Raw genomic sequence first — 20,165 nt, 5'->3', positions numbered from 1 at the left:
GTCGAGGCGCTCGCTCCTACAAAGCAGATCAGCGTACGCTGCTGGTGAAGCGGCTGGCGTCTGGCAGTTCGAGGACGATTTCGTCACCCACATTCAGCGGGCCAACGCCCACTGGCGTGCCGGTGAGGATTACGTCGCCGGCTTGCAGCGAGAAGCAGGCCGCCATGTGCTGGATCATGGGCACGATCGGGTTGAGCATGGCGCTGCTGTTGCCATCCTGACGCACTTCGCCGTTGATGGTCAGGCGGATGCCGATGTCGGTCAGGTCAGCGAACGTGCTGCCGACCACGAATGGAGCAATCACCGCAGCGCCGTCGAAGGACTTGGCGATTTCCCATGGCAACCCCTTGGATTTCAACTCGGCCTGCTTGTCGCGCAGGGTCAGGTCCAGGGCTGGCGCAAAACCGGAAATGGCGTCCAGCACTTCTTCGCGGCTAGGCTTGGTCGACAGCGGCTTGCCGATCAGCACGGCGATTTCCGCTTCGTAATGCACCGAGCCACGCTCGGTGGGAATGCTGAAACCACCTTCCAGTGGCACCACGCAACTGCCTGGCTTGATGAACAGCAGCGGCTCTGTAGGAACCGGGTTGTCCAGCTCCTTGGCGTGTTCGGCGTAGTTGCGCCCGATGCACACCACTTTTCCCAAAGGAAAGTGGATACGCGTACCGTCGACATACTGGTGCTGATAGCTCATTACCGACTCCTGGTTCATTGATTCAAACAGCGAATATCTTGCCCGGGTTCATGATGCCGTTCGGATCGAACACCGATTTGAGCGCCTTCATGTACTCGATCTCAACCGGTGAGCGGCTGTAGGTCAAGTAGTCGCGCTTGACCAGCCCCACGCCGTGCTCGGCGGAAATCGATCCGTTGTACTGCTCGACGGTTTCGAACACCCGCTTGTTGACCGTTGCGCACCGGGCGAAAAACTCGTCCTTGCCCAGGTCTTCCGGCTTGAGGATGTTCAGGTGCAGGTTGCCGTCACCGATGTGGCCGTACCAGACGACTTCAAAGTCCGGGTAGTCTTCAGCGACGATCTCATCAATTTCCTGCAGGAACGCAGTGACTTTGGACACTGTGACCGAAATATCGTTTTTGTAAGGCGTGCGGTGGGAGATCGTCTCGGAAATGTACTCGCGCAACTTCCACAGGTTCTGCAACTGGGTCTGGTTCTGACTCATCACGCCGTCCAGCACCCAGCCTTGCTCCACGCAGTGCTCAAAGATTTCCAGCGCCAGGTTGGCCACTTCCTCGGTGGTCGCCTCGAACTCCAGCAGCGCGTAGAACGGGCATTCGGTGTCGAACGGCGCCGGCACATCGCCACGCGCCATGACCTTGGCAAGGGCCTTGTCAGAGAAAAACTCGAAAGCAGTCAGGTCGAGCTTGCCGTGGAAGGCGTGCAACACCGGCATGATCGAGTCGAGATCGGCGGCGCCCAGCACCATGGCCGTGAGGTTTTTCGGTGCGCGGTCCAGGCGCATGGTCGCCTCGACCACAAACCCGAGGGTACCTTCGGCACCGATGAACAGCTGTCGCATGTCGTAGCCGGTGGCGTTCTTGATCAGGTCGTGGTTCAGCTCCAGCAGGTCGCCCTTGCCGGTCACCACTTTCATGCCCGCCACCCAGTTGCGGGTCATGCCATAGCGAATAACTTTGATTCCGCCGGCATTGGTGCCGATATTGCCGCCAATCTGACTGGAACCAGCGGAAGCGAAGTCCACCGGGTAATACAGGCCCTTCTCTTCGGCGACATTTTGCAGATGCTCGGTCACCACCCCTGGTTGGCACACGGCGGTGCGGTCGGTCAGGTTCACGTCGAGTATCTGGTTCATGTAGTCGAAAGACACCACCACTTCGCCATTCGCCGCAACGGCAGCGGCGGACAAACCGGTGCGCCCGCCGGAGGGCACCAGCGCCACCTTATGCGCATTGGCCCAACGGACAATGGCCTGCACCTGCTCGATGGTCTTGGGAAAGACAATGGCCGTCGGGGCGGGCGCGAATTGCTTGGTCCAGTCCTTGCCATAGGTGTTCAGGGAATCGGCATCGGTCAGGACCTTGCCCGGCTCAACCAACGTCTTCAGTTCTTCAATCTGGGCAGGACTGGTCATCGACAGAACTCTCGAACAATTCATGGTCATCCTGAGAACGCTTCACGTCGCAGGAACGGGTGTTTAGCGGGGCTCGTATGCTAGCATAACGACCCCGCAGCATAGCGCCCAACGGCTAATCTGCGGAGACGGCTCTCCAGCCGTCCGGGTCAGCGTCTGTTGACCATTTCCTGCCATTTTTCTCCGGGATACAGGTTTACGCAGATGAGCAAGACTTCTCTCGATAAGAGCAAGATCAAGTTCCTTCTTCTCGAAGGCGTCCACCAATCGGCTGTCGACGTCCTCAAGTCGTCCGGCTACACCAGCATCGAGTACCTCACCGGTTCTCTGCCGGAAGCCCAACTGAAGGAAAAGATCGCCGATGCTCACTTCATCGGCATTCGCTCCCGCACCCAACTGACGGAAGAGGTCTTCGATCACGCGAAGAAGCTCGTCGCAGTCGGCTGTTTCTGCATCGGCACCAACCAGGTCGACCTGAACGCGGCCCGTGAGCGCGGCATTGCCGTGTTCAACGCACCGTACTCCAACACCCGCTCCGTCGCCGAGCTGGTACTGGCCGAAGCGATCCTGTTGCTGCGCGGCATCCCTGAGAAGAACGCCTCCTGCCACCGTGGCGGCTGGATCAAGAGCGCGGCCAATTCCTTCGAGATCCGTGGCAAGAAGCTGGGGATCGTTGGTTATGGCTCGATCGGTACGCAGCTGTCGGTCCTGGCCGAAGGCCTGGGCATGCAGGTGTACTTCTACGACACCGTGACCAAACTGCCTTTGGGTAACGCCACCCAGGTCGGCAACCTTCACGAACTGTTGGGCATGTCCGACATCGTCACCCTGCACGTACCGGAAACCGCTGCGACCCAGTGGATGATCGGCGAGAAGGAAATCCGTGCCATCAAGAAGGGCGGCATCCTGATCAACGCTGCTCGCGGCACCGTGGTCGAACTGGACCACCTGGCAGCGGCCATCAAGGACAAACACCTGATCGGCGCGGCCATCGACGTATTCCCGGTGGAGCCACGCTCCAACGACGAAGAGTTCGAAAGCCCGCTGCGCGGCCTGGACAACGTGATCCTGACCCCGCACATCGGCGGTTCCACCGCTGAAGCGCAAGCCAACATCGGTCTGGAAGTGGCAGAAAAGCTGGTCAAGTACAGCGACAACGGTACCTCGGTATCGTCGGTGAACTTCCCGGAAGTGGCCCTGCCGGCTCACCCTGGCAAGCACCGCCTGCTGCACATCCACGAGAACATTCCGGGTGTGATGAGCGAGATCAACAAGGTGTTCGCCGAAAACGGCATCAACATCTCCGGTCAGTTCCTGCAGACCAACGAGAAAGTCGGCTACGTGGTCATCGACGTCGACGCCGAGTACTCGGACCTGGCGCAAGAGAAGCTGCAGCACATCAACGGCACCATTCGGTCCCGCGTGCTGTTCTGATCGCGATGCGAGCAACAAAAAAGGGAGCCTTCGGGCTCCCTTTTTCATGCCTGCGTCATTTGACGTTGACGGTGATCTTCGGCGAGACGATCGGTGGGTCGAACGGCATGTGACCGCTGTCTCCGAGCTCCAGTTGCAGCGTATGCTTGCCGGGCTCCAGCGTCACTTCAGCCTGGGTCTGCGCCTTGCCGAAATGCAGGTGGTTAGCATCGTTCGGGATCGGCTGGCCGGCAGCTGGCAGCTTGTCCACGTCGATCAGCAAGTGGTGGTGGCCGGTGTTCTTGGTCACATCACCGGCAGGCGCCAACGCGATGTTTTCGACCGCAAACTTGACGACGAAGGTCTTGGGAACCGTGGCGCCATCCGCAGGAGAGACGATGGACACTTCAGCACCCTTCGGCGCCGGCGTCGCCGCACTGGCCAGTACCGAAACACCCATCAACAGGCCAGCCAAAGCTGCACGTGACATAAAGGATTTCATTCTCTTCTCCAGTTTTTTCGTAAAATTCGCGTGGTCAGGACAACTTCATGACCATTCGTTGTCGAAGGCACTCGACAACCATAGCAAAGCGAGCCTGAATCAAAGGGTCGCCATAAGAAATTCCAAGGAGTGACCATGCGCTTTCTGCCTGGCCTGATCTGCCTGCTACCCCTTCTGAGCCCTTTGGCCCATGCCGAACTGATCGACGACGTAAACGACCGTGGTGAATTGCGTATTGCTCTTGAGGCTAATACACCGCCCTTCAATTTCAAGAACGACGGCAACCTCTCGGGCTTTGAAGTCGAACTGGGCCAGTTGCTGGCCAACGAACTGGATGTACGGGCCGATTTTGTCGTCACCGATTCCAGCGATCTGTTGGCCGGCGTTGAAAGCGGCAAGTACGACATCGCGATCAACCACATAGCACTGACCCCGGAACTCAAGGATCGTTTCGACTTCAGCGAACCTTACGCTCGAGTGGATGGACAATTGCTTGCGCAAAAGGACGAGGAGCCGCGGTCGATACTGCTGGTGCAGTCGTTGGCGGAGGAGAAACCCAAGGCCGCTGCAGAGGTAAACCTGGCGATTCCATTCCAGAAGGGCAATCCGGCGTTCCATGTCAGCCTGGAAAACGCCCTGCAGCGGATCAAGGCCGATGGACGGCTGGAGGCGCTGGAGAAGAAGTGGCTGGCGGGGGATGGGGTCAAGCCCTGAGGCCTGGAGATCACACACCAACCGTGAGAGCGGGCTTGCTCGCGAAGGGGGGTGTGGTGACCTTTAGTTAAGTGCAGCCAACGCCTGCGCCGCCTCAACCAATTCCAGCTCACTGAACACCCGCACCCCATGGCGCTTGAGCAACGCCGCCGTCACCCCCTCGCCGGTGACCTTCACCCGGTTGAACGTGCCGTCATAGGTCAGGCGGTTGCCGCAGGACGGACTGTTGGCCTTGAGCACGGCGATGCGGATGTCGTGGGCTTGCACCAAGGCCAGCGCCTGATGTGCCCCGGCCAGGAACTGCGCGCTGACGTCCTGGCCCTCGGTGGTGATGACCGATGCCTGCCCATCCAGCACTTGCGCCCCCTGCCCGCCCGGGATTTCCGCTGCTGCCCGTGGCGTCGGCAAGCCACCGGCCACTTCCGGGCACAGCGGAACGACACGGCCTTCATCGAGCCACTGCTGAAGCTGATCAAATGGCCCGCTGGCCCCGCCGTCGTAGCGCACGCGGTGACCCAACAGGCAGCGGCTCACCAGAATCTTGTGCATGATCAGAACGGCTCATTGCCACGGCGCCGGAACCAGCCGGTCAACGACAGGCGATCCCGAGTCGCGGGCAGCACTTCATGGGGCACCTCACCGGACAGGAACACTACCAGGCAGCCGCCGGTGGGCAGTACGTCGTATTCGCCACGGTCCTCGAGGTACATGCGCAATTGCCCGCCCTCGTTCGGCAGCCAGGCGTCATTGAGATACAGCACCGCCGACACCGCGCGCCGGTCATCGTCCCTGAAGCGATCAAGGTGCTTGAGGTAGAAAGCGCCGGGCGGGTACATCGCAAAATGGCACTCGAAATCTTCCAGGCCCAGGTACAGGCCGCGATTGATCGCTTCACGCAGGCTGTCCATGAGCGCCAGGTAGCGGTCGCACGCCTCGGCCTGTCCCGGTTCGATCCACTGGATCTGGTCGCCGCGAATCGCCTCGCGAATCTCCGAAGTGGGCCCGCGCCCGACGGCCGCAGGCGTCAGTTCACCCTCGACCGAACGTTTACGGCACTCAGCCGCCAGCGCTCGGGTCAGATCCAGAGGCAGGAAAATATTCTGCTGCGACCAGCCGTGTTCAGCCAGGTCGTCGACGATACGTAACAGCAGCGGGTGATCAGAGGATATTTGCATGGCGCGCATAGTATTCCTGTACCCGAAATTCCGACAGAGCCACAAGGCGGCTTGATACGAATTCTCGACAAGTCGGTATGCCGCACGGAGAATAGTCGGCTGCTGACAGGAGTCCCTATGCGTCGTTTGCTTTTCTCACTGCTGATGTTCTGCGCTTTGCCCGCCTGGGCAGACGGCCACGACCAGTTGTACAAAGTCGCCGGCTGGCCAGAACAACGCGCGCACTTCAACGATGCCCTGGCAGCCGCTCAGCAGCGTTACCAGAACAGCCTGCCGCCTGCAGTGTTTCAGGCCCTGGTGAATAACAGCAATCAACGTTTCGCAGCGCAAGCCGTCGACCAACGTGCCCAATCGCAACTGCGCAAGAATCTCGCCGATCCGAAACCGGCCCTGACCTTTTTCCAGTCGGCCCTGGGCAAGAAGATCGTTGCTGCCGAGTTGCTGGCCACCCGCCGTGATCAATTGGCGAAAAACGCCAAGGGCCTGCCAAAAATCCAGGCCAGCGACAGCCGCCTGTTGATTATCGGCCATCTGGCACAGGCCCTGCCCGCGCGCGAGGCCGGCGCGGAAGTGAGCCTGGCGATTGCCGGCGTCGCGGCCGACAGCCTCAGCGCGATGATCCCGGGCCTCCTGGGCGGCGGTCAGGCGCAAGGCCTGCTCAACGGTCAGCGCCAGCGATTGATGGACCAGATCGGCAGCGACCTGAACAACACGCTGTTGTATGTCTATCGCGACCTGTCGGATAACGAACTGGAAGAGTTCGCCACCTTCGCCGAGTCGGCTGAAGGCCAGGCTTACTACCAGGCGGCGCTGGCGGCGATTCGCGCGGGGTTGGCGGTGGGGCAGAGTTCTTCGAACCTCAGCCAGTGATCTTTGGCGCCAGTTAGATCGCTATCGCGGGCAAGCCCGCTCCCACAGGGTTTTTCAGTGAACACAGATATTGTGTACACCAAGAGCACCTGTGGGAGCGGGCTTGTCGAATCGTCGCACCGCCGCGATGGGGCCGGAACAATCGCTACACATTTCTGCCCTTCACCCGCCGACTCAAAAACCCGAAAAACTCCCTGCGCATCTCCAGCGACTCGTTCGCCAGATGGTGCCTTCCCTCAGGCAGCATCAACACCTGCGGCCGATTGAACTTGGCCTTCAACACGTCAAGGTTATGCGGCCAATCCACCGTCATGTCCTGCTGCCCCTGCACAATCAGCGGCTGCCGGGTGCTGGTCGGTGCCGCTTCGATCCGCTTGATCCAGCGTTTCAATGCGCCGACCCAGGCCGTCGGCAAACGGCGGGCCTGCAACGGGTCGGCTTGCAGGAACATGAGGAACTGCGGGTCGCTGGAGTTTTCGCTGAAGCGTCGGGCGATCCCTTTCACGAAAGGCCTGAGCAGGTAGTAGCTGAATTTCGACCACGCCCATGATCGCGGTCTCACCAGTGGCGCCAGCAGGATCACCTGGCCCTGGGCCGGGCTTGCGCTGCCGGCGTTGAGCACGTGATCGACCACAATGGCGCCGCCGGTGCTCTGCCCGCACAGGTGCCAGGGCTGCGGCAGATCCAGCGAGCGGGCCTCGGCGAACAAGCCTTGAAGGGTGTCCTGATACTCGGAAAAATCACCGATGCTCGCCCGCTCACCACTGGACAGGCCGTGCCCTGGCAAATCGCAGGCGATCACTGCAAAACCCTGATCCAGCGCCCAGGCGATGACATGCCGGTAGAGCCCGGTGTGATCATAAAACCCGTGGAACATGAACAATGTCGCCTTGGCCACCTCCGGCCACCACACCTGGCTGACCAGCTCATAGCCGGCCACCTCGAAACGTCCAAGCCCCGTGCGCAACGGTCGCCCGGGATAGTCCAGGCCATAAAACCGCTGGTACGCCAATGCCTCTTCGGACAGCGGCTGCCACTCGGCCAAGGGCCGAAGGCTGGCGCGCAGATGATCAGGGTCGAAAGTGGCGGGCATGAGCGATTCCAAAACACGAAGCGGACTTTATAAGCCTGCGATATTCATCTGTCGCGACAAGCATGGCAAGCTGGGCGATCTCTGAGGAAACCCCGCCATGCGATCGTCCTTGCGCACCACTCTGCTTGCCAGCCTGCTCGCCCTTCTCTGTGCCGGTGTGCTGTGGGCGGCCTACGACTGGTTCCAGGGGCGCTATCTGCGTGCGTTCAGCTCCCACACGGCGCTGTTTTCAGGCGACCCGCTGCACCTGCCCGACAACCTGGCCGGCCCCGGCGCCATCCGCCTTGTGCACTTCTGGGACCCGGCCTGCCCGTGCAACGTCGGCAACCAGCAACACCTGAGCGAATTGATCGAGCATTACGAACCGCAAGGCGTCGAGTTCTACGCGGTACAAAAAGCCGGCAGCCATGGCCAGTTGCCCAGCAACCTGGGCGGCCTGAAATCCATCAGCGTCCTGCCAGGCTCAGAGCAGATCCCGGCCAGCCCCGCCGTGGCGATCTGGGATCGCAGCGGCAAGCTGGCGTATTTCGGCCCGTACAGCGAGGGCCTCACCTGCAATTCAAACAACAGCTTCATCGAGCCAATCCTCCAGGCGTTGAATGAAGGCCGCCCAGTGAGTGCCACGCACACACTGGCCGTGGGCTGTTACTGCCCATGGCCGGCTGATCAGGCGCAGTAAGCAAAACCAGGCGACAAGAATCCCTCCTACGGGTGATGGGCCGATTCAACGGGTCGTGTTAAACAGTGCAGCCAGGGAACTGCTGTCACTCATAACAAGAACAAGGAATCTGAATGAAACGTCTCCTGATTGCGCTCGTCGTGCTGATCGTTGTCCTCGCCGTGGGTGTCGGCGGCTACGTTTACAGCAAGCAACCGACGCGCCAGGGCATCGTTGAGCTGCAGCATCTGCAAGGCTCTGTCACCGTGCGTTACGACGAGCGCGGCATCCCGCACATTCGCGCCGACAACGAAACCGACCTGTACCGCGCGCTGGGTTACGTGCACGCCCAGGACCGGCTGTTCCAGATGGAAGTGCTGCGCCGCCTCGCCCGTGGCGAGCTGGCCGAAGTGCTGGGCTCCAAACTGCTCGACACCGACAAGCTGATGCGCAGCCTGCGCATTCGTGAACGGGCCGAAACTTACCTGGCCAATCTCGATAAGCAATCGCCAGCCTTTCTCGCCATGCAAGCCTATCTGGACGGCATTAACCAGTACCAGGACAGCCATGCCAAGCCTGCGGAGTTCGACGCGCTGGGCATCGCCAAACGCCCTTTCACCGCCCAGGACACCATCAGCATCGCCGGTTACATGGCCTACAGCTTTGCCGCCGCGTTTCGTACCGAACCTTTGCTGACCTACGTCCGCGATCAACTGGGGGCTGATTACCTCAACGTGTTTGACCTCGACTGGCAGCCCAGTGGTGTGCTGGAGAAAAACTCCGGCGCCGCCGTGCCGCCGCTTGCCAGCGGCGACTGGAAAGACCTCAACGCCCTCGCCCGCCTGAGCGAGCAAGCCCTGGCCGACAACGGCTTGCCGCAGTTCGAGGGGAGCAACGCCTGGGCGGTGGCCGGCAGTCGCACCAAGAGCGGCAAGCCACTACTGGCGGGTGATCCGCATATCCGTTTTTCCGCACCGTCCGTGTGGTATGAAGCCCATCTCACGGCTCCGGGGTTCGAGCTCTACGGTCACTACCAGGCCTTGATGCCGTTCGCTTCGCTGGGTATGAACCGCGACTTCGGCTGGAGCATCACCATGTTCCAGAATGACGACCTGGACCTGATCGCCGAGAAGGTCAATCCCGACAACCCCAATCAGGTCTGGTACCGCGGCCAGTGGGTGGATCTGGTCACCAGCGAGCAACAGATCGCGGTGAAGGGCCAGGCGCCCGTCACGCTGGTACTGCGCCAGTCGCCCCACGGGCCGATCGTCAACGATGCACTGGGCAGCCACGCCGGCAAGACGCCAATCGCCATGTGGTGGGGCTTTCTTGAAACCCAGAACCCGATCCTCGAGGGTTTCTATCAGCTAAATCGCGCCGACACCCTGGTCAAGGCGCGCATGGCCGCAGCCAGGATCCATGCGCCGGGCCTGAACGTCGTCTGGGCCAATGCCAAGGGCGACATTGGCTGGTGGGCTGCGGCGCAATTGCCCAAGCGCCCGGCAGGGGTGAAGCCATGGTTCATTCTCGATGGCAGCAGTGCGCAAGCAGACAAGGAGGGTTTCTACCCGTTCACCGCCAACCCGCAGGAAGAAAACCCGGCACGGGGCTACATCGTCTCGGCCAACTACCAGCCGGTATCACCGACCGGCATGGAGATTCCCGGTTACTACAACCTCGCTGACCGCGGTCAGCAACTCAATCGGCAGCTCAGCGATAAAACCGTCAAATGGGACCTGGAGACCAGCCAGAAACTGCAACTGGGCACCACCACCGCCTATGGCCCACGCCTGCTCGCCCCGCTGTTGCCGGTGCTGCGTGAAGTGGTCAGCGACCCGGCCGAGCTGAAGCTGGTGGAACAACTGGCGCAATGGCAAGGCGACTACCCGCTGGACTCCACCAGCGCCACGTTGTTCAACCAGTTGCTGTTCAACCTGGCCGATGCGGCGATGCGTGATGAGCTGGGCAACGACTTCTTCGAAACGTTGCTCTCGACTCGAGTGATCGACGCCGCCCTGCCACGCCTGGCGGCAAATGCCGACTCGCCGTGGTGGGACAACCGCACGACGGCCGCCAGGGAAACCCGCGCCGACACGGTGAAGGTGGCGTGGCAAGCCAGCCTCGCTCACCTCAAGAGCGTGCTGGGTGCCGACTTCACCCAGTGGCAGTGGGGCAAGGCCCACACCCTGACTCACGGCCACCCGCTGGGACAGCAGAAGCCGCTGGACCGGATCTTCAACGTCGGCCCGTTCGCCGCGCCCGGCAGCCATGAAGTGCCGAATAACCTCTCGGCCAAAATCGGTCCGGCGCCATGGCCTGTGACCTACGGGCCTTCGACCCGTCGCCTGATCGATTTCGCCGACCCCACCCACAGCCTGACCGTCAACCCGGTGGGCCAGAGTGGGGTGCCTTTCGATAGGCATTATGAGGACCAGGCGGAGGCGTATATCGAAGGGTTGTACTTCCAGGCGCATCTGAACGATGAAGAGGTGATGGCCAATACTCGGGGTACGTTGAAGCTGTTGCCGGCGCGGGTGGCCCCTTAGATTTTCATTGCCTGTACAGGCAATGAACATCCAGGCTCAAACCGCCAGGCCAAAATTCAACCGAAACTGCTGCGGCGTCACCCCCAGCCGGCGGTTGAACACGTTGCGCATGTGCTGGGCATCACGAAAGCCGCACTCATAGGCCACGGTTTTCAACGGCGCCGCCGTACTCTCGAGCATCACCCGCGCCGCATCCACTCTTGCCCGCTCGACAAACTCCGCCGGAGTCACTTTCGCTTCCCTGGTAAACACCCGGGAGAAATTGCGCGCGCTCATGTTGGCCGCGCTCGCCAGCTCGGCATTGGTCAGGTCGCCGGTCAGGTTGGCCAATACGTAGCGCTGAATCATCGCCACCGCAGACTCCGGCTCGGCATGGGGTGTGAGAAACGGGCTGAACTGCGACTGCCCGCCGGAGCGCTGGGTGAACACCACCAATCGTTTGGCCACACGCAAAGCAATTTCAGGCCCATGATCCCTGGCCAACAGATACAACGACAGGTCGATCCCGGCGGTAACACCGGCCGAGGTATAGAGCTCACCGTCCTGCACGTACAGGCGATCGGCGTCTACCCGCGCCTGGGGGCACAACGCGGCCAATGCCGCAGCATCTTCCCAGTGTGTGGTGACGGTGCGCCCTTGCAGCAAGCCGGCACGCGCCAGCATGAACGCACCGTTGCAGATCGAGCCAAACCGCTGCGCACGGGCGCAGGCTTCGCGCAGCCAGGCATCGAAGGCCTCGCCGAAATCCAGGCCCGGCAACTGTGGACCACCGGCCACCAGTAACAGGTTATAAGCCTGCACAGCCTCACTGAAGTGCCGATGGGCTTGCAACAACAAGCCGTTGGAGCACGACGTCACCCCATACTCAACGCCGATCACGTCCAGCTGATAGTGATCCTGCGGCGCAAGGAACCGATTCGCCTCGGCAAACACGTCCATGGGCCCAGTGACATCCAGGGACTGCACGCCGGCGAATATCACGATGGCAACGGTTTTACTCATGATGGATTGCCCCCCATAGATGCCATCCCCCTCCCCCTGTAGGAGCGAGCATGCTCGCGATGGTCGCCAACGATTACTCTGGCAGCCTGACACTCCGCGGTGTCTTGTCTACCATCGCGAGCATGCTCGCTCCTACAGGGATGGATGAACAACATTCAATTGGCACGATTCGCAGGTTGATTGGCCAGGATCCTAGCCATGGCGCGATTGTCCGGTTGTGGGGCCGGGAACAGACTTGTTCCATCAGCGCCGCCCCGGCGCTCCCTGTGAGGACAACAGCATGAGCACAACCATCGCCGGCATCAAGATCCCCGACAGCGCCCTGGCACGGGCCGCCACCGACTACATTCGCGACATCGAATCCGACCTGCTCTACCACCACTCGCGCCGGGTGTTTCTGTTCGGCGCATTGAGTGGTGAACGCAAAAAACTGGTTTATAACCCCGAGCTGTTGTACATCGGCGCGATGTTTCATGACCTGGGACTGATGGAGGGTTATCGCAGCGACAACGAGCGCTTTGAAGTCGATGGTGCCAACGCGGCGGCTGAGTTTCTCAAGCCTTACGGGCTGAGTGATGACGACATCGAGCAGGTGTGGCTGTCGATTGCGTTGCACACCACACCCGGTGTGCCGCAACACCTGCGCCCTACCGTGGCGCTGGTGACAGCGGGTGTCGAGATGGACGTGCTGGGCATGGACTACGCGGCGTTTTCCAGCGTGCAGCGCGAGGCGGTGGTGCATGCGCATCCACGGGGTGAAGGATTCAAGGAATGCATCATCTGCGCCTTCGCCGACGGCCTGCGCCATCGCCCGCAAACCACCTTTGGCAATGTGAAGACCGATGTGCTGGTGGATCAGGAGCCGGGGTTCAAACCGATGAACTTCGTGGAAGTGATTCGCCGCTCGCCTTGGGTTTCCTGATCACCGAACCGGTCCTGCCGCTACAAAAACAACTGTAGGAGCGAGCTTGCTCGCGATGGAGTGTCAGTCGACATGGATGTCACTGACAGATCATCGCGAGCAGGCTCGCTCCCACAAGGGAAGGCCCCCGAAGGGACTCAAGCCGCTTCCGGCGCCTGCGCGCGGCGTACGTCCGGTTGCTTCCAGGAGTCGGCAGCGCTCTCTTCGATCGCCAGCTGGATGGCACGCTTGCGCGCTTCTTCGGCACGGCGGCTGAAGAACCACACCAGGAAGGTCATCAGCGATACCGCCAACAGGATCAGGCTGGCCACGGCGTTGATCTCGGGCTTCACGCCCAGACGCACCGCCGAAAACACTTCCATCGGCAGGGTCGTGGAACCTGGGCCTGATACAAAGCTGGCCAGTACCAGGTCATCCAGCGACAGGGCGAACGACATCATGCCGCCGGCACCCAGCGATGGCGCGATCATCGGAATGGTGATCAGGAAGAACACCTTCCATGGCTTGGCACCGAGGTCCATGGCCGCTTCTTCGATGGACAGGTCCAGCTCGCGCAGACGCGCCGACACCACCACCGCCACATACGCCGCACAGAACGTGGTGTGGGCGATCCAGATGGTCACGATGCCGCGCTCCTGGGGCCAGCCGATCATCTGAGCCATGGCCACGAACAGCAGCAACAGCGACAGACCGGTGATCACTTCCGGCATCACCAGCGGCGCAGTGACCAGGCCACCGAACAGCGTGCGGCCTTTGAAACGCGTGATGCGGGTCAGGACGAACGCCGCCAGGGTGCCCAGTGCGACCGCCGCAACCGCGGTGTAGCAGGCGATCTCCAGCGAGCGCACCACTGAACCCATCAGTTGCGTGTTGTCCATCAGGCCGACGTACCACTTGATCGACCAACCACCCCAAACCGTCACCAGTTTGGAGGCGTTGAACGAGTAGATCACCAGGATCAGCATCGGCAGATAGATGAACACCAGACCCAGTACCAGCATCAGGCTGGAGAAACGGAAGCGCTTCATTCTTTACCCTCCATTTCCTTGGCCTGACTGCGGTTGAACAGGATGATCGGCACGATCAGGATCGCCAGCATCACCACCGCCAGGGCGGATGCCACCGGCCAGTCACGGTTGTTGAAGAACTCCTGCCACAGCACTTTACCGATCATCAGCGTTTCCGGTCCGCCCAGCAGCTCAGGAATCACGAACTCACCGACCACCGGGATGAACACCAGCATGCAACCGGCGATGATGCCGTTTTTGGACAGGGGGATGGTGATTTTCCAGAAGCTGTTGAAGGTACTCGAACCCAGGTCCGATGCAGCTTCCAGCAGGCTGTGATCGTGCTTAACCAGGTTGGCGTAGAGCGGCAGGATCATGAACGGCAGGTACGAATAGACAACGCCGATGTACACCGCCAGGTTGGTGTTGAGGATTTGCAGGGGTTCGTCGATAAAGCCCATGCTCATCAGGAAGCCGTTGAGCAGGCCGTTGTTGCTGAGGATGCCCATCCAGGCATAGACGCGGATCAGGATCGCGGTCCAGGTCGGCATCATGATCAGCAGCACCAGCACCGTCTGCAGCTCTTTACGGGCTGTGGCGATGGCGTACGCCATCGGGTAGCCAATCACCAGGCAGAGGATGGTGCTGATCAGCGCCATCTTCAACGACCCCAGGTACGCGGAGATATAGAGCTCGTCGCCGGCGAGCATGGCGTAGTTGCCGAGGTTGAGCAGCACTTGCAGCTTCTGCTCGGCGTAGGTGTAGATCTCGGTGTACGGCGGGATGGCGACATCGGCTTCAGCGAAACTGATCTTCAAGACGATGAAGAACGGCAACATGAAGAACAGAAACAGCCAGATGAAAGGCACCCCTATGACCAACTGGCGGCCACCGGGAATTATTCGATTGAGGCGGCGTTTGAATTTGCGCATGTTCATGAGCGCAATACCACGCCGCTGTCGTCTTCCCACCACACGTAGACCTGGTCACCCCAGGTCGGTCGTGCACCACGGCGTTCGGCGTTGGCGACGAAGGACTGGACAATCTTGCCGCTCGGCAATTCCACGTAGAACACCGAGTGTCCGCCCAGATAGGCGATGTCGTGCACCTTGCCGCTGGACCAGTTGTACTCGCAGGTCGGCATGGTCGGCGTGACCAGCAGTTTCTCCGGACGGATCGCGTAGGTCACCGATTTGTCCTGCACCGAGGTGCTGATGCCGTGGCCAACGTAGATCTGGCGGTCCAGGTCCTTGCAGGTGATGGTCGCGTGGCCTTCAGCGTCGTCGATCACTTCACCGTCGAAGATGTTGACGTTACCGATGAATTCGCAGACCAGGCGGCTGGTCGGGGTTTCATAGATGTCGATCGGGCTGCCGATCTGGGCGATCCAACCCAGATGCATGATCGCGATGCGCTCGGCCATCGTCATGGCCTCTTCCTGGTCGTGGGTCACCATGACGCAGGTCACGCCAACGCGCTCGATGATCTCCACCAACTCCAGTTGCATCTGCGAGCGCAGCTTCTTGTCCAGGGCCCCCATGGGCTCGTCGAGCAGCAACAACTTCGGGCGCTTGGCCAACGAACGCGCCAGGGCCACACGTTGACGCTGGCCACCGGACAACTGGTGCGGCTTGCGCTTGGCGTACTGGGTCATCTGCACCAGCTTGAGCATGTCCGCCACCCGGGCATCGACTTCCGCAGCAGGCAGTTTGTCCTGCTTGAGGCCGAAGGCGATGTTCTGCGCCACGGTCATGTGCGGGAACAGCGCGTAGGATTGGAACATCATGTTGATCGGCCGCTCGTAGGGCGGCATGTCTGTGATGTCCACACCATCGAGGAAGATTCGGCCCTCGGTCGGTCGTTCGAACCCCGCCAGCATGCGCAGCAGAGTGGATTTGCCCGATCCCGAACCGCCGAGCAGGGCGAAGATCTCGCCCTTCTTGATTTCCAGGGACACGTCGTCCACGGCAATCGTCTCGTCGAACTTCTTCGTGACCCGGTCGATTTTGACCAGCACCTGCTTGGGTGTCTGGTCGCCCTCGAGGGCTTTCTTATAGGCGCCGGAGGCAACAGCCATTTACGAAACTCCCAGAAAAAAGAGTGCAGTTCGCTCAAGGTGAGCCAACCTGGATAGTTTGAGTCTTGAGCTCTACTTACCTGACTTGACCTTGGTCCAGCTACGGGTCATCAAACGTTGAATATTGGGTGGCAACTCAATCGACACATAGGTCTTGTCGAGTACTTCCTTGGGTGGATAAACCGATTCGTCGTTACGGATTTCCTGATCCATCAACTTGTCGGACGCCGGGTTGGGGTTGGCGTAACCGACATAGTCACTGACCTGCGCGATCACCTCAGGTTTCAGCAAATAGTTGATGAAGGCGTGGGCCTGCTTGACGTTGGCCGAGTCTTTTGGAATCGCCAGCATGTCGAACCACAGCGCGCCACCTTCCTTGGGAATCGAGTAGGCGATGTCCACACCCTTCTTCGCTTCGGCCGCGCGGTTCTTCGCCTGGAAGATGTCGCCGGAGAAACCGATGGCCACGCAGATATCGCCGTTGGCCAGGTCTGCGATGTATTTGGAGGAGTGGAAGTAAGTCACGTAAGGCCGCACCGCCAGCAACTTGGCTTCAGCCTTTTTGTAGTCTTCAGGGTTGGTGCTGTTGGCGTTCAGGCCCAGGTAGTTGAGGACCGTGGGCATCATTTCATCGGCGGAATCGAGGAAAGCCACACCACAGCTCTGCAGCTTCTTGATGTTTTCCGGCTCGAACACGGCTGCCCAGGAGTCGATCTTGTCGACACCCAACACCGCCTTGACCTTCTCGACGTTGTAACCGATGCCGTTGGTGCCCCACAGATAAGGCACGGCGTAGAGGTTGCCCGGGTCGTTCTGTTCCAGTCGCTTGAGCAGCACCGGGTCGAGATTGGAATAGTTGGGCAATTGCGACTTGTCGAGCTTCTGGAAAGCGCCCGCCTTGATCTGCTTACCCAGGAAGTGGTTGGACGGCACGACCACGTCGTAGCCCGTACGCCCGGCCAGCAACTTGCCCTCCAGGGTTTCGTTGGAGTCGAACACGTCGTAGACCGGCTTGATCCCCGTCGCTTTCTGGAAGTCGGCCAGGGTGGTTTCCCCGATGTAATCCGACCAGTTATAAATATGCACGGTGCCCGCAGCCTGAGCACTGACAGCCATCGTCAGCCCGGTGCCGATCAGCAATGCATTGCGCAACAAAGAAAAAATAGGCAAGTGGAGGTCCTCTAAAATTAGTTGGGCCCAAGTTGCCCCGCGTTACATGACAGTCTTGGCTGCCCAGCAACAAAACCGGCGCGCAACTTACCCTCGAAAAACCGTTCCAGCAAACTTTATGAAAATCCCCTGTAGGAGCGAGCACGCTCGCGATGGTCGTCAACGATAACGCGGGATGCCTGACACCCCTTGGCGCTGCGACTTTCTTCGCGAGCATGCTCGCTCCTACAGTGGGTTACCGCTTACTTACCGGATTTGATCTTGGTCCAGCTGCGAGTCAGCAGACGCTGGGTCGCGGCCGGCAAGTCGGCAATCGCGTACAGTTTGGCCAACACGTCGGCTGGCGGGTAGACGCCTGGATCGCTGGTGATGTCTTTATCAACCAGCGCGGTCGCCGCCGCGTTACCGTTCGGGAAACGTACGGCGTTGGTGATTTCAGCCATGACTTCCGGCTTCTGCAGGAAGGTCATGAACTTGTAGGCGCCTTCGACGTTTTCGGCATCTTTAGGGATGGCGACCATGTCGTAGAAACTGCCTGCACCTTCCTTGGGAATGTTGTAGCTGACTTTCACCTTGTCACCGGCTTCTGCCGCACGGGACTTCGCCTGGTAGATGTCACCCGAATAACCGATGGCTACGCAAATGTTGCCGTTGGCCAGGTCCGAAATGTACTTGGACGAGTGGAAGTAGGCGATCGAAGGACGCACTTTGAGGAACAGCGCTTCGGCTTCGGCCAGTTGCTTCTTGTCCTGGCTGTCGGTTGGATAGCCCAGGTAGTGCAGCGCCGCTGGAATCATCTCGGTCGGCGAATCGAGGAAACTGATGCCGCAGGATTTCAGCTTGGCAGCGTTCTCAGGCTTGAAGACCAGGTCCCAGGAGTTGGTCGGTGCATCGGCGCCCAGAGCGGCCTTGACCTTCTCGGCGTTGAAGCCGATACCGATCGAACCCCACATGTACGGGAAAGCGTGTTCGTTGCCCGGGTCGCTGACCGAGACCGCCTTGAGCAGGTCGGTGTTCAGGTTTTTCCAGTTAGGCAGCTTGGACTTGTCGAGCTTCTGGTAGACGCCGGCCTTGATCTGCTTGGCCAGGAAGTTGTTCGACGGTACGACGACGTCGTAGCCGGACTTGCCTGCCAGCAATTTGGCTTCCAGGGTTTCGTTGCTGTCGAAGACGTCGTAAACGACCTTGATGCCCGACTCGTCTTCAAATTTCTTGATGGTGTCCGGAGCGATGTAATCGGACCAGTTGTAGACGTGCAACACCTTGTCGTCCGCCTGCACCGCACCCGCCATAATGCCCATCAGGGACATGGCGAGGAGAGTCTTGCCAGCAAGCTTTTTTCCTAATGCCTTCATGCGTTAATGCTCCAAATTTTTCTTTTTTGAACCACTTTGTTCAGCGGCCGAACCCGGACAACTGGAACCGCGGCTAGTCTGGCAAGATCCGAGGCGGTCTTTCAAGGAAAGGCCGCCCTTTATGACACCCCGAGCGAAAGTTTCATGTCTTGCGCAGAGAGCCTAGCACTTAGCCCTGCAACGCACTCAGAGTCAGGTCCAGACACTTGCGTGCCTTCTCCACCAACTCATCGATTTCCGCCTTGCTGATCACCAGTGGTGGAGCAATGATCATGGTGTCGCCTACGGCGCGCATGATCAGGCCGTTGTCGAAGCAGAACTGGCGGCAGATCATGCCAACGCCCTTGCCTTCGTAGCGCTTGCGTGTGGCCTTGTCCTGCACCAGCTCGATGGCCCCCAGCAGACCGACACCACGCACTTCGCCCACCAACGGGTGATCGTTCAGTTCCCGCAGACGTTTCTGCAAATACGGTGCCGTTTCGGTGTGAACATGCTCGATAATTTTCTCTTCGCGCATGATGCGGATGTTTTCCAACGCCACCGCTGCCGCCACCGGGTGCCCGGAGTAGGTGAAGCCGTGGTTGAAATCGCCGCCTTCGTTGAGCACCGCCACGACCGAGTCGCGCACGATCAGGCCACCCATTGGGATGTAGCCGGAGGTCAGCCCCTTGGCGATGGTCATCATGTCGGGCTTGAGGCCGTAGAAATCGGTGCCGAACCACTCACCGGTACGGCCGAAGCCACAGATCACTTCGTCCGCCACGAACAGGATGTCGTACTTGGCGAGGATTTCCTTGATGCGCGGCCAGTAGGTTTCTGGCGGAATGATCACGCCACCGGCGCCCTGGATCGGCTCGGCGATGAAGGCACCGACGTTGTCCACGCCGACTTCCAGGATCTTCTCTTCCAACTGGTTGGCCGCCCACACACCAAACTCTTCAGGGGTCATGTCGCCGCCTTCGGCGAACCAGTACGGCTGCGCGATGTGGACGATACCCGGGATCGGCAGGTCGCCCTGTTCGTGCATGTAAGTCATGCCACCCAGGCTCGCGCCGGCCACGGTGGAACCGTGATAGCCGTTCTTGCGGCTGATGATGACTTTCTTGTTCGGCTGGCCCTTGATCGCCCAGTAGTGGCGGACCATGCGCAGCATGGTGTCGTTGCCTTCGGAGCCGGAACCGGTGAAGAACACGTGGTTCATGCCCTCGGGGGCGATGTCGGCGATGGCCTTGGACAGCTCCAGTACCGGTGGGTGGGCGGTCTGGAAGAAGAGGTTGTAGTACGGCAGTTCGCGCATTTGCTTGTTGGCCGCTTCGGCCAGCTCATCACGACCGTAACCAATCGCTACACACCACAGGCCGGCCATGCCGTCGAGAATCTTGTTGCCTTCACTGTCCCACAGGTAGACACCCTTGGCGTTGGTGATGATCCGCGGCCCTTTTTCTTTCAGCTGCTTGAAGTCGCTGAACGGCGCCAGGTGGTGATCGTTGCTCAGGGTTTGCCATTCACGGGTTTGCGGGTTGTTGCTGGTCATACGAATCTCCTGAAGA

At 60.2% G+C, this 20,165-nt stretch carries 19 protein-coding genes; 6 read left to right on the top strand and 13 right to left on the bottom strand.

Annotation, left to right across the window (positions count from 1 at the left end; translation table 11 throughout):
• Window positions 1-28: 28 nt before the first annotated feature.
• Both AB4N64_RS26315 and AB4N64_RS26310 read right to left on the bottom strand, forming a co-directional pair.
• Window positions 29-694 carry a fumarylacetoacetate hydrolase family protein gene (locus tag AB4N64_RS26315; RefSeq protein WP_460119923.1) on the bottom strand — a complete coding sequence of 222 codons (666 nt, stop codon included), beginning with the start codon at window positions 692-694 and terminating at the stop codon, window positions 29-31.
• Between the two features lie 22 nt (window positions 695-716).
• Window positions 717-2,111, bottom strand: a complete 1,395-nt coding sequence (locus AB4N64_RS26310; protein ID WP_460119921.1) for an FAD-binding oxidoreductase — start codon at window positions 2,109-2,111, stop codon at window positions 717-719.
• Window positions 2,112-2,315: 204 nt separating this feature from the next.
• On the opposite strand from AB4N64_RS26310, the gene serA reads away from it, so the two are divergent.
• Window positions 2,316-3,545 carry a phosphoglycerate dehydrogenase gene (gene serA / locus AB4N64_RS26305; protein WP_460119919.1) on the top strand — a complete coding sequence of 410 codons (1,230 nt, stop codon included), beginning with the start codon at window positions 2,316-2,318 and terminating at the stop codon, window positions 3,543-3,545.
• A gap of 55 nt (window positions 3,546-3,600) precedes the next feature.
• Here serA and AB4N64_RS26300 read toward each other — a convergent pair whose 3' ends face one another.
• On the bottom strand, window positions 3,601-4,026 hold the full coding sequence (locus AB4N64_RS26300) for a DUF4399 domain-containing protein (RefSeq protein ID WP_460119917.1): 426 nt from the start codon (window positions 4,024-4,026) through the stop codon (window positions 3,601-3,603).
• Between the two features lie 135 nt (window positions 4,027-4,161).
• On the opposite strand from AB4N64_RS26300, the gene AB4N64_RS26295 reads away from it, so the two are divergent.
• On the top strand, window positions 4,162-4,740 hold the full coding sequence (locus AB4N64_RS26295; protein WP_460119915.1) for a transporter substrate-binding domain-containing protein: 579 nt from the start codon (window positions 4,162-4,164) through the stop codon (window positions 4,738-4,740).
• 63 nt (window positions 4,741-4,803) lie between these two features.
• Here the strand turns inward: AB4N64_RS26295 and AB4N64_RS26290 are convergent, their stop codons facing one another.
• Entirely contained in the window at window positions 4,804-5,289 is a 486-nt protein-coding gene (locus tag AB4N64_RS26290; protein WP_460119913.1) for a 2-thiouracil desulfurase family protein, read from the bottom strand.
• A gap of 2 nt (window positions 5,290-5,291) precedes the next feature.
• Window positions 5,292-5,924 (bottom strand): 2OG-Fe(II) oxygenase, encoded by a 633-nt coding sequence (locus AB4N64_RS26285; RefSeq protein ID WP_460119911.1) that lies wholly within the window; start codon window positions 5,922-5,924, stop codon window positions 5,292-5,294.
• 108 nt (window positions 5,925-6,032) lie between these two features.
• On the opposite strand from AB4N64_RS26285, the gene AB4N64_RS26280 reads away from it, so the two are divergent.
• The gene (locus AB4N64_RS26280) at window positions 6,033-6,785 is read left to right on the top strand and encodes a hypothetical protein (protein WP_460119909.1); all 753 of its coding nucleotides are present in this window, start codon (window positions 6,033-6,035) and stop codon (window positions 6,783-6,785) included.
• A gap of 145 nt (window positions 6,786-6,930) precedes the next feature.
• On the opposite strand, the gene bipL is transcribed toward AB4N64_RS26280, so the two are convergent.
• Complete coding sequence (bipL, locus tag AB4N64_RS26275) at window positions 6,931-7,878, bottom strand: phospholipase BipL (protein WP_460119907.1); 948 nt, start codon at window positions 7,876-7,878, stop codon at window positions 6,931-6,933.
• 97 nt (window positions 7,879-7,975) lie between these two features.
• Here bipL and AB4N64_RS26270 point away from each other — a divergent pair, with 97 nt between their 5' ends.
• Both AB4N64_RS26270 and AB4N64_RS26265 read left to right on the top strand, forming a co-directional pair.
• Window positions 7,976-8,557 carry a DUF6436 domain-containing protein gene (locus tag AB4N64_RS26270; RefSeq protein ID WP_460119905.1) on the top strand — a complete coding sequence of 194 codons (582 nt, stop codon included), beginning with the start codon at window positions 7,976-7,978 and terminating at the stop codon, window positions 8,555-8,557.
• A 113-nt stretch (window positions 8,558-8,670) separates the two neighbouring features.
• Entirely contained in the window at window positions 8,671-11,082 is a 2,412-nt protein-coding gene (locus AB4N64_RS26265; RefSeq protein ID WP_460119903.1) for a penicillin acylase family protein, read from the top strand.
• Window positions 11,083-11,118: 36 nt separating this feature from the next.
• Here the strand turns inward: AB4N64_RS26265 and AB4N64_RS26260 are convergent, their stop codons facing one another.
• On the bottom strand, window positions 11,119-12,084 hold the full coding sequence (locus tag AB4N64_RS26260) for a GlxA family transcriptional regulator (protein ID WP_460119901.1): 966 nt from the start codon (window positions 12,082-12,084) through the stop codon (window positions 11,119-11,121).
• Window positions 12,085-12,364: 280 nt separating this feature from the next.
• Here AB4N64_RS26260 and AB4N64_RS26255 point away from each other — a divergent pair, with 280 nt between their 5' ends.
• Complete coding sequence (locus AB4N64_RS26255) at window positions 12,365-13,006, top strand: HD domain-containing protein (RefSeq protein ID WP_460119899.1); 642 nt, start codon at window positions 12,365-12,367, stop codon at window positions 13,004-13,006.
• Window positions 13,007-13,143: 137 nt separating this feature from the next.
• Here the strand turns inward: AB4N64_RS26255 and AB4N64_RS26250 are convergent, their stop codons facing one another.
• The 6 genes from AB4N64_RS26250 to AB4N64_RS26225 all read right to left on the bottom strand — a co-directional run bounded on the left by AB4N64_RS26250 (window position 13,144) and on the right by AB4N64_RS26225 (window position 20,149).
• On the bottom strand, window positions 13,144-14,034 hold the full coding sequence (locus AB4N64_RS26250; RefSeq protein ID WP_460119897.1) for an ABC transporter permease subunit: 891 nt from the start codon (window positions 14,032-14,034) through the stop codon (window positions 13,144-13,146).
• On the bottom strand, window positions 14,031-14,951 hold the full coding sequence (locus AB4N64_RS26245; RefSeq protein ID WP_460119895.1) for an ABC transporter permease subunit: 921 nt from the start codon (window positions 14,949-14,951) through the stop codon (window positions 14,031-14,033). Before AB4N64_RS26245 ends, AB4N64_RS26250 begins: the two co-directional genes overlap by 4 nt.
• Window positions 14,948-16,090 (bottom strand): ABC transporter ATP-binding protein, encoded by a 1,143-nt coding sequence (locus AB4N64_RS26240; protein WP_460119893.1) that lies wholly within the window; start codon window positions 16,088-16,090, stop codon window positions 14,948-14,950. The genes AB4N64_RS26245 and AB4N64_RS26240 overlap by 4 nt, the downstream gene beginning before the upstream one ends.
• Before the next feature lie 72 nt (window positions 16,091-16,162).
• Complete coding sequence (locus AB4N64_RS26235) at window positions 16,163-17,260, bottom strand: polyamine ABC transporter substrate-binding protein (protein WP_460119891.1); 1,098 nt, start codon at window positions 17,258-17,260, stop codon at window positions 16,163-16,165.
• 242 nt (window positions 17,261-17,502) lie between these two features.
• A complete protein-coding gene (locus tag AB4N64_RS26230) occupies window positions 17,503-18,615 on the bottom strand; it encodes a polyamine ABC transporter substrate-binding protein (protein ID WP_460119889.1) in 1,113 nt (370 codons plus the stop codon).
• 169 nt (window positions 18,616-18,784) lie between these two features.
• Window positions 18,785-20,149, bottom strand: a complete 1,365-nt coding sequence (locus tag AB4N64_RS26225; RefSeq protein ID WP_460119887.1) for an aspartate aminotransferase family protein — start codon at window positions 20,147-20,149, stop codon at window positions 18,785-18,787.
• Window positions 20,150-20,165 lie beyond the last annotated feature (16 nt).

It is taken from the genome of Pseudomonas sp. S2_C03, assembly GCF_054668405.1.
This window is presented reverse-complemented; position numbering and strand designations above follow the sequence as displayed.

Coding starts and splice junctions, on each gene's coding strand:
- AB4N64_RS26315 (WP_460119923.1), bottom strand. CDS start 694: ATGAGCTATCAGCACCAGTATGTCGACGGTACGCGTATCCACTTTCCT.
- AB4N64_RS26310 (WP_460119921.1), bottom strand. CDS start 2,111: ATGACCAGTCCTGCCCAGATTGAAGAACTGAAGACGTTGGTTGAGCCG.
- serA (WP_460119919.1), top strand. CDS start 2,316: ATGAGCAAGACTTCTCTCGATAAGAGCAAGATCAAGTTCCTTCTTCTC.
- AB4N64_RS26300 (WP_460119917.1), bottom strand. CDS start 4,026: ATGAAATCCTTTATGTCACGTGCAGCTTTGGCTGGCCTGTTGATGGGT.
- AB4N64_RS26295 (WP_460119915.1), top strand. CDS start 4,162: ATGCGCTTTCTGCCTGGCCTGATCTGCCTGCTACCCCTTCTGAGCCCT.
- AB4N64_RS26290 (WP_460119913.1), bottom strand. CDS start 5,289: ATGCACAAGATTCTGGTGAGCCGCTGCCTGTTGGGTCACCGCGTGCGC.
- AB4N64_RS26285 (WP_460119911.1), bottom strand. CDS start 5,924: ATGCGCGCCATGCAAATATCCTCTGATCACCCGCTGCTGTTACGTATC.
- AB4N64_RS26280 (WP_460119909.1), top strand. CDS start 6,033: ATGCGTCGTTTGCTTTTCTCACTGCTGATGTTCTGCGCTTTGCCCGCC.
- bipL (WP_460119907.1), bottom strand. CDS start 7,878: ATGCCCGCCACTTTCGACCCTGATCATCTGCGCGCCAGCCTTCGGCCC.
- AB4N64_RS26270 (WP_460119905.1), top strand. CDS start 7,976: ATGCGATCGTCCTTGCGCACCACTCTGCTTGCCAGCCTGCTCGCCCTT.
- AB4N64_RS26265 (WP_460119903.1), top strand. CDS start 8,671: ATGAAACGTCTCCTGATTGCGCTCGTCGTGCTGATCGTTGTCCTCGCC.
- AB4N64_RS26260 (WP_460119901.1), bottom strand. CDS start 12,084: ATGAGTAAAACCGTTGCCATCGTGATATTCGCCGGCGTGCAGTCCCTG.
- AB4N64_RS26255 (WP_460119899.1), top strand. CDS start 12,365: ATGAGCACAACCATCGCCGGCATCAAGATCCCCGACAGCGCCCTGGCA.
- AB4N64_RS26250 (WP_460119897.1), bottom strand. CDS start 14,034: ATGAAGCGCTTCCGTTTCTCCAGCCTGATGCTGGTACTGGGTCTGGTG.
- AB4N64_RS26245 (WP_460119895.1), bottom strand. CDS start 14,951: ATGAACATGCGCAAATTCAAACGCCGCCTCAATCGAATAATTCCCGGT.
- AB4N64_RS26240 (WP_460119893.1), bottom strand. CDS start 16,090: ATGGCTGTTGCCTCCGGCGCCTATAAGAAAGCCCTCGAGGGCGACCAG.
- AB4N64_RS26230 (WP_460119889.1), bottom strand. CDS start 18,615: ATGAAGGCATTAGGAAAAAAGCTTGCTGGCAAGACTCTCCTCGCCATG.
- AB4N64_RS26225 (WP_460119887.1), bottom strand. CDS start 20,149: ATGACCAGCAACAACCCGCAAACCCGTGAATGGCAAACCCTGAGCAAC.